Genomic DNA, 7,329 nt, shown 5'->3' on the forward strand with positions numbered 1-7,329 from the left:
TTCTCCAGTGCGTGCTGCGGCGCCTGCCGCGGCAATCGCTAGGAGGGCTCAGAAGTGAAGAACCTGAAGAAGGCAGCGGCCGTGACGATGGTGACGGGTGGCCTGCTGGCCGCCGGCGCGGGCATGGCCTCCGCCACGAGCGCGCACGCCGACGGCCAGGCCGCGGGCTCCCCGGGCGTCGGCTCGGGCAATGTCGTCCAGGCCCCGGTGCACGTCCCGGTCAACGTGTCCGGCAACAGCGTGAACGTCGTGGGCATCCTGAACCCGGCCTTCGGCAACCTCGCCGTCAACCACTGACGCCCCCACCTCCGTCTCCGAGCCGGAGGTGAAAGCGGCCTCCCGGCCCCCACCGGGAGGCCGGTCTGCCCGGCTGCGGGCAGTCGTGCCACGCGCATTACCTGCGGGGCAATCGTGCTGGCCTGGCTGGGGACGCACGTGCCGTCCCGGCTACGTGGCGTGCGCGTTGTCCTGGCTGCGGGCATACGTGCCGCTGAGGGCGGCACGGGTGGGCGTGGGGGTCCCCCCTGCTCGAGCGAAGCCGAGAGCTTGGGGGAGGCACCCCGCTCCGCCGGGTTGCGGACCCACCCGGCCCCGGCATCCACACCGAGCACCCCACAAGGAACGGTCACCGCACCCCCCGCTCCCGCTCCTCCACAACGGAGTTGTACGCCGCGACCTGCGCCCGCCGAGCCGTCCGCTCCACCGGCCGCAACGCCTCCCGCCGCGCGGAGATCTCGGACGAACTGACCGCACCCCCGTGCCCACTCTCCGTCGCCACGGCGATCAGCGTCCCCACCCGCTGCGCCAGCTCCAGCACCCGGACCGCTCGCGGCGGATACCCCGGCGCCAGCACCTCCCGCCCCCGCTCGGCCCGCGCCCGGTACGCATCGATCGCCGCCTCCGCCACCGGTCCCGAGCCGGCCACATCCAGCCGGGTCAACACCTCGGTGGCCTCCCGCAGGGCCTCCGCCAGTTCCCGCTCCGCCTCACCCAGCGACGGCACATCCGCGGGCGGCGCCTCCCGTACGGGCAGCACATGCCATACCACCTCGACCTGCACACCCGCAGGTCCGGCCTCGTACACGTCCGGCACCAAGCCGTAGGCGGCCCCGTGACAGACCACCGCCTCCTCGGCCTCCAGCGCCCGCGCGTTGAACTCCGGCGGCCCGCTCAGCCCCAGCGGATGCCCCGGCGCGGGCAACGCCACCCGCAGCCCGCTCACCCCGAGCGTCCGCAACCGCCCGAGCGCGAGTGTCAGCCCGACCTGCCCCGACTCGCCCGGCAGCCCCTCCACCCGGTGCACCGTGTCCGCGCCGACGATGGCGAGAACGGCGTCGTCCGGCGAGACAAGCCCGGCCAAAAGGGCATTTCCCCAAGCTGCGAGACGTCCAGCACGTGGTTCCGAGAGCATGCCTCCACCCTAGGACCCCCCAAGGACCGGACCGAGGGAATGCCCGGGCCGGCCGGTGGCGTAGATTTCATGGAGGGCTGCGCCCACCGGCGCGGCGGACCGAGCCACAGGCTTACGCGACAGCCGAGACCGGCCACACTGCAAGGGGAGACAACGCGCTCATGAGCGATGTTCTGGAGCTTCAGGACGTATCCGTGGTCCGTGAGGGCCGGGCTCTGGTGGACCAGGTCTCCTGGTCGGTCAAGGAGGGCGAGCGCTGGGTCATCCTCGGCCCGAACGGCGCCGGCAAGACCACCCTCCTCAACCTCGCTTCCACCTATCTCTTCCCCAGCTCGGGCACCGCCGCCATCCTCGGCGAGACCCTCGGCCGCCCCGGCACCGACGTCTTCGAGCTGCGTCCCCGCATCGGCATGGCCGGCATCGCCATGACCGAGAAGCTCCCCAAGCGCCAGACGGTCCTGGAGACGGTCCTGACCGCCGCGTACGGCATGACCGCCACCTGGCACGAGGACTACGAGGAGATCGACGAGCAGCGCGCCCGCGCCTTCCTCGACCGCCTCGGCATGAGCGAGTACCTGGACCGCAGGTTCGGCACGCTCTCCGAGGGCGAGCGCAAGCGCACCCTGATCGCCCGCGCCCTGATGACCGACCCCGAGCTGCTCCTGCTCGACGAGCCCGCCGCCGGCCTCGACCTCGGCGGCCGCGAGGACCTGGTCCGCCGCCTCGGCCGCCTCGCGCTCGACCCGATCGCCCCCTCGATGCTCATGGTCACCCACCACGTCGAGGAAATCCCCCCGGGCTTCACCCACGTGCTCATGATCCGCCAGGGCAAGGTCCTCGCAGCCGGCCCCCTGGAGCTCGAACTCACCTCCCGCAACCTCTCCCTCTGCTTCGGCCTTCCGCTCGTCGTGGAACAGTCGGGCGAGCGCTGGACCGCCCAGGGCCTCCCGCTCTCCTGACCCGGCACGCCACCCCGCAATTCCCGGGGTAAGAACGGGATTTCACACCACGGGCGCCCTGTCGTCGGCAGGGCCCGCGGACCTACCATGACCATGTGGACATCGACGCATGGCTGTGGTGGCTCATCGGCGCGGCAGCGCTCGGCATCGCGCTCGTGGTGACCGCGATGCCCGAACTGGGCATGCTGGCGGTGGGCGCCATCGCCGCGGCGGTGGTCACCGGCGTCTTCGGCGGCGGAGCCGTCGCCCAGGTGGCGGTCTTCGCCGTCATCTCGACCGCGGGCATCGCCGTCGTACGGCCCATCGCGAACCGGCACCGCGCCCAGCGACCTCAACTCGCCACCGGAGTGGACGCGTTGAAGGGCAGACAAGCCGTCGTCCTGGAACGGGTCGACGGCTCCGGCGGCCGGATCAAACTCGCCGGCGAGGTCTGGTCGGCCCGCGCTCTCGACACCGGCCACGCTTACGAAGTAGGCCAGGAAGTGGATGTCGTGGACATCGAAGGAGCCACCGCGATCGTCATGTGACCTCGCAGGACGTAACTGGAGTGGAACTCCTCGCCAGCCACGCGACGGTCTGTCAGACTCGACCAGCAAGATCTTCGACAACCATAAGATCTGCCGAAGACGCCGAAGCGGAGAAGGGACACGGGGAACGACGATGGAACCGGTCATCATCGTCCTGATCATTCTGGTGGTGTTGGTCTTCATCGCCCTGATCAAGACGATCCAAGTCATCCCACAGGCCAGCGCGGCCATCGTCGAGCGCTTCGGGCGCTACACGCGGACACTCAACGCGGGCCTCAACATCGTCGTCCCGTTCATCGACACCATCCGCAACCGCATCGACCTGCGCGAACAGGTCGTGCCCTTCCCGCCGCAGCCGGTGATCACCCAGGACAACCTGGTCGTGAACATCGACACCGTCATCTACTACCAGGTCACCGATGCCCGGGCCGCGACCTACGAAGTCGCCAGCTACATCCAGGCGATCGAGCAGCTCACCGTCACCACGCTCCGCAACATCATCGGCGGCATGGACCTGGAGCGGACCCTGACCTCCCGCGAGGAGATCAACGCGGCCCTGCGCGGCGTCCTCGATGAGGCCACCGGCAAGTGGGGCATCCGCGTCAACCGCGTCGAGCTCAAGGCGATCGAACCGCCCACCTCCATCCAGGACTCGATGGAGAAGCAGATGCGCGCCGACCGCGACAAGCGCGCCGCGATCCTCCAGGCCGAAGGTGTCCGGCAGTCCGAGATCCTGCGCGCCGAAGGTGAGAAGCAGTCCCAGATCCTGCGCGCCGAGGGTGAGGCCAAGGCCGCCGCCCTGCGGGCAGAGGGCGAGGCCCAGGCCGTGCGCACGGTCTTCGAGGCCATCCACGCCGGCGACCCTGACCAGAAGCTCCTGTCCTACCAGTACCTCCAGATGCTCCCAAAGATCGCCGAGGGCGACGCCAACAAGCTCTGGATCGTCCCCAGCGAAATCGGCGACGCCCTCAAGGGCCTCTCCGGCGCCATGGGCAACTTCGGCGGCCTCGGCGGCGGTTCCGGCGGCAACGGCGGCGCGACCGGAGCCGGCGTCCCCGCCCAGGAACGCCGCGAAAAGCCGTCCATCGACTGACAGCACCCACAACGCAACGTTCCCCGCACCCCCTTCTCTTCAGGGGGGCGGGGAACTGCGCGAACAACCACACTCGACCCGCAGCCGACGAACCATCAAGGCCCCGCGGCTGCTGGTCACGCCGCGTCCAGTGCCAGCCAATCCGGCAGCGCGGCGAAGTCGTCTTGTGTCAGAGCCAAGAGCATCGCATCAGCCGGCGTCGGCTCGAACGGCTCCCGGAGCAGCGGCATACCCGCCTCGACAGGAGTCCGATTCGCTTTCCGGTGATTGTCCTCGGCACATGAGGCCACCGTGTTCAGCCACGTGTCCTGGCCCCCCTGCGACCGCGGCACCACGTGGTCCACGGTCGTGGCCCGCCTCCCGCAGTACGCGCACCGGTGCCGGTCCCTGACCAGCACACCCCGCCTCGACCACGGCGCTCGTCTTCGGAACGGGACCCGTACGTACTGGCAGAGCCTGATCACACGGGGCGCCGGTATGTCGACCGCGGCTCCCCGCATCCGCAGTTCGGGGTGGGCCTGCTCGACGACGGCCTTGTCCTGAAGCACCAGAACGACGGCTCGGTTCAACGTCACCGTCGACAGCGGCTCGAAGCTCGCGTTCAGTACCAGCGTGTCCCGCATACCAGCCCACCTCCCGTGCACCGGCCCACCCCCTGGCGGGCTGGGATCAACTCTGGCCGGGCACGCCGAGATGGACAACGCAATATCTGCTGCTCCACGGGGGGTGACCCCCGCGACCCCCGGCAACAAAAATGCCCGCTCCTGATCAATTCCAAGACCAGGAGCGGGCAAACGTTCCATGAACGCCGGGATTCCGGGCGGGCTCGCTCAGCCCTCGGCGGGCACCTCGTACTCGCCGATCAGCTGGGCTCGCCCGATCGTGTGGAACCGCAGGTTGAAGCCCACCACGGCGGGGGACGCGTCCGCGTCCGGACCGAGCTTCTCCTGATCCACGGCGTACACCGTGAACACGTACCGGTGCGGTCCGTCCCCGGGCGGCGGCGCGGCCCCGCCGAACTCCTTGCCGCCGTAGTCGTTGCGCGCGTGGATCGCGCCCTCCGGCAGACCCTCGAACTTGCCGCTGCCCGCACCCACCGGCAGCTCGGTCACCGACGCCGGGATGTCGAACAGCACCCAGTGCCAGAAACCGCTGCCCGTCGGGGCGTCGGGGTCGTAGCAGGTCACGGCGAAGCTCTTGGTCTCGGGCGGGAAGCCCTCCCACCGCAGCTGCGGCGAGGTGTTGCCGGCCGCTTGGACCTGAGCGTCCTTGAGCGTCGCACCTTCTTCGACGTCCTCGCTCGTCACCGTGAACGACGCGACGGGCGGATGGAAGTCGTGGGGGAGCGGCCGCCGCTTGAGCTCGGTCACCTCGGTACCTCCTGATCGTTTCTTGCAGTCGCCCCCGAGCCTAGAACCAGTTGCGCTTGCTGCCGACCTCCGACAGCCACTGGTTGAGGTACGCGGTCCAGTCGGTCCCCTGGTAGTCGTTCAGACCCACCTGGAACGACCGGAAGGTGTCGCTGCTCTCGCTGAACAGGCCCGGCTTCTTGTCCATCTCCAGCACCACGTCCATCGTGTGCTGGTCGGCCACGAAGCTCAGCTCGACCTGGTTCAGCCCGCGGTACTGCTGCGGCGGGTAGAACTCGATCTCCTGGTAGAACGGCAGCTTCTGCCGCGTACCCCGGATGACACCGCGCTCCATGTCCGCGTTCTTGAACCGGAAGCCCAGCTGGATGAACGCGTCGAGGATCGCCTTCTGCGCCGGCAGCGGGTGCACGTTGACCGGGTCCAGGTCACCGGAGTCCACCGCACGCGCGATCTCCAGCTCGGTCGACACCCCGATGTTCATGCCACGCAGCGCCTGACCGTCGATCATCGTGATCGGCGTCTCCCACGGGATCTCGAGACCGAATTGCACCGCGTGCACGGCGTTCGCCTGCAGCTCGAACGCACCGCCCAGCCGCGACTTCGTGAACTCGATGTCCTGCTTGTACTCCTGGTCGCCGCTCTCCACCTCGACCTTGGCCTGCAGCCCGACCGAGAGCCCCTCGATCTGCTGGTTGACGGACCCGCCCTGGATCCGCACCTCACCCTGGACGACACCGCCCGGGACGACGTTGACCTCGTGCAGCACCGTCTCGACCGAAGCCCCGCCGGCCCCCAGGCTCGCGAGCAGCTTCTTGAACGCCATGTCTCTCCCTCTCGCCCACAACGGGTGGATCCTTGATCCATACAAACGCGATCCGGCCGTGGCCGGTTCCATGCCCCACCCTGGCAAGGCCGGTGCCCGACGGCCACCCCGCGGCACCACTCGTCTCCAGTACCCTCGGACGGCATGATCGCGACCCCTGACCGTACGCCCCTGTCCAGGGAGTTCTTCGACCGGCCCGTCCTCGATGTCGCCCCCGACCTCCTCGGCCGCATCCTGGTACGCAGCACCGCGGACGGTCCGATCGCCCTCCGCCTCACCGAGGTCGAGGCCTACGACGGTGAGAACGATCCCGGCTCCCACGCCTACCGCGGCCGCACGGCCCGCAACAGCGTGATGTTCGGCCCGCCCGGACACGTGTACGTCTACTTCACCTACGGCATGTGGTTCTGCATGAACCTGGTCTGCGGCCCCGAGGGAAAGGCGAGTGCGGTCCTGCTCCGCGCCGGCGAGATCATCGAGGGCGCCGAACTGGCCCGCACCCGTCGACTCTCGGCCCGCAACGACAAGGAACTGGCCAAAGGCCCGGCCCGTCTGGCCACCGCCCTGAACGTGGACCGCTCCCTGGACGGTACGGACGCGTGCACCTCGGAAGACACCCCGCTCCGCATGCTGACCGGCACACCCGTGCCCTCCGACCAGGTACTCAACGGACCCCGGACCGGCGTCGGCGGCGACGGGGCCGTCCACCCCTGGCGATTCCGGGTCGCCAACGACCCGACGGTGAGCCCGTATCGCGCCCATGTACCGAGGCGCCGCCGAAGTTGACGCGCCCTGCCGAGGTGCGTAATGTAGCCCGAGCCGTTGAACCGGGTTGGCGATCGCCAGCAGCCGGAAGCGGCCAAACCAACTACCTAGCGACTCCCCTCAGCAGGGGCGAATTCGGCGTGCCCGCATGCCTGAATTCGACGCCGACAGACTCGATTATGAGTTGGACGGGGAATCGGCTAACGTAGTGAATGTCGAAAGGCCGACGAGCGAAAGCCCGAGGCTGAACGGCAAATCCCGCCGACAGGGAATCGGATCGAAAAAGGATCTGATAGAGTCGGAAACGCAAGACCGAAGGGAAGCGCCCGGAGGAAAGCCCGAGAGGGTGAGTACAAAGGAAGCGACCGTTCCTTGAGAACT

At 69.0% G+C, this 7,329-nt stretch carries 9 protein-coding genes; 5 read left to right on the top strand and 4 right to left on the bottom strand.

All coding sequences use genetic code 11. The features are described from left to right. Positions 1 to 54 precede the first annotated feature (54 nt). Positions 55 to 297 carry a chaplin gene (locus ABT116_RS01575; protein ID WP_351626255.1) on the top strand — a complete coding sequence of 81 codons (243 nt, stop codon included), beginning with the start codon at positions 55 to 57 and terminating at the stop codon, positions 295 to 297. 328 nt (positions 298 to 625) lie between these two features. Here the strand turns inward: ABT116_RS01575 and ABT116_RS01580 are convergent, their stop codons facing one another. Further along, positions 626 to 1,411, bottom strand: coding sequence for an Rv1486c family protein (locus tag ABT116_RS01580; protein WP_351626258.1), 786 nt, complete (start codon positions 1,409 to 1,411; stop codon positions 626 to 628). Positions 1,412 to 1,572: 161 nt separating this feature from the next. On the opposite strand from ABT116_RS01580, the gene ABT116_RS01585 reads away from it, so the two are divergent. The 3 genes from ABT116_RS01585 to ABT116_RS01595 all read left to right on the top strand — a co-directional run bounded on the left by ABT116_RS01585 (position 1,573) and on the right by ABT116_RS01595 (position 3,990). Beyond that, positions 1,573 to 2,370, top strand: coding sequence for an ABC transporter ATP-binding protein (locus ABT116_RS01585; protein ID WP_351626261.1), 798 nt, complete (start codon positions 1,573 to 1,575; stop codon positions 2,368 to 2,370). A 95-nt stretch (positions 2,371 to 2,465) separates the two neighbouring features. Next, positions 2,466 to 2,897: an NfeD family protein gene (locus ABT116_RS01590; RefSeq protein ID WP_351626264.1), complete on the top strand. Its 432-nt coding sequence runs from the start codon at positions 2,466 to 2,468 to the stop codon at positions 2,895 to 2,897. A 133-nt stretch (positions 2,898 to 3,030) separates the two neighbouring features. Next, on the top strand, positions 3,031 to 3,990 hold the full coding sequence (locus ABT116_RS01595; RefSeq protein ID WP_104779656.1) for an SPFH domain-containing protein: 960 nt from the start codon (positions 3,031 to 3,033) through the stop codon (positions 3,988 to 3,990). A 116-nt stretch (positions 3,991 to 4,106) separates the two neighbouring features. Here ABT116_RS01595 and ABT116_RS01600 read toward each other — a convergent pair whose 3' ends face one another. The 3 genes from ABT116_RS01600 to ABT116_RS01610 all read right to left on the bottom strand — a co-directional run bounded on the left by ABT116_RS01600 (position 4,107) and on the right by ABT116_RS01610 (position 6,183). Beyond that, positions 4,107 to 4,613 carry an HNH endonuclease gene (locus tag ABT116_RS01600; protein ID WP_351626267.1) on the bottom strand — a complete coding sequence of 169 codons (507 nt, stop codon included), beginning with the start codon at positions 4,611 to 4,613 and terminating at the stop codon, positions 4,107 to 4,109. 207 nt (positions 4,614 to 4,820) lie between these two features. Beyond that, complete coding sequence (locus ABT116_RS01605) at positions 4,821 to 5,360, bottom strand: YbhB/YbcL family Raf kinase inhibitor-like protein (protein WP_351626269.1); 540 nt, start codon at positions 5,358 to 5,360, stop codon at positions 4,821 to 4,823. A gap of 40 nt (positions 5,361 to 5,400) precedes the next feature. Then, positions 5,401 to 6,183 carry a sporulation protein gene (locus tag ABT116_RS01610; RefSeq protein WP_351626272.1) on the bottom strand — a complete coding sequence of 261 codons (783 nt, stop codon included), beginning with the start codon at positions 6,181 to 6,183 and terminating at the stop codon, positions 5,401 to 5,403. A gap of 144 nt (positions 6,184 to 6,327) precedes the next feature. Between ABT116_RS01610 and ABT116_RS01615 the strand changes: the two genes are divergently transcribed. Continuing rightward, the gene (locus ABT116_RS01615; protein ID WP_351626274.1) at positions 6,328 to 6,969 is read left to right on the top strand and encodes a DNA-3-methyladenine glycosylase; all 642 of its coding nucleotides are present in this window, start codon (positions 6,328 to 6,330) and stop codon (positions 6,967 to 6,969) included. Positions 6,970 to 7,329: the final 360 nt, after the last annotated feature.

The sequence above is a fragment of the Streptomyces sp. NPDC002130 genome (genome assembly GCF_040296465.1).
Classification (GTDB): Bacteria; Actinomycetota; Actinomycetes; order Streptomycetales; family Streptomycetaceae; genus Streptomyces.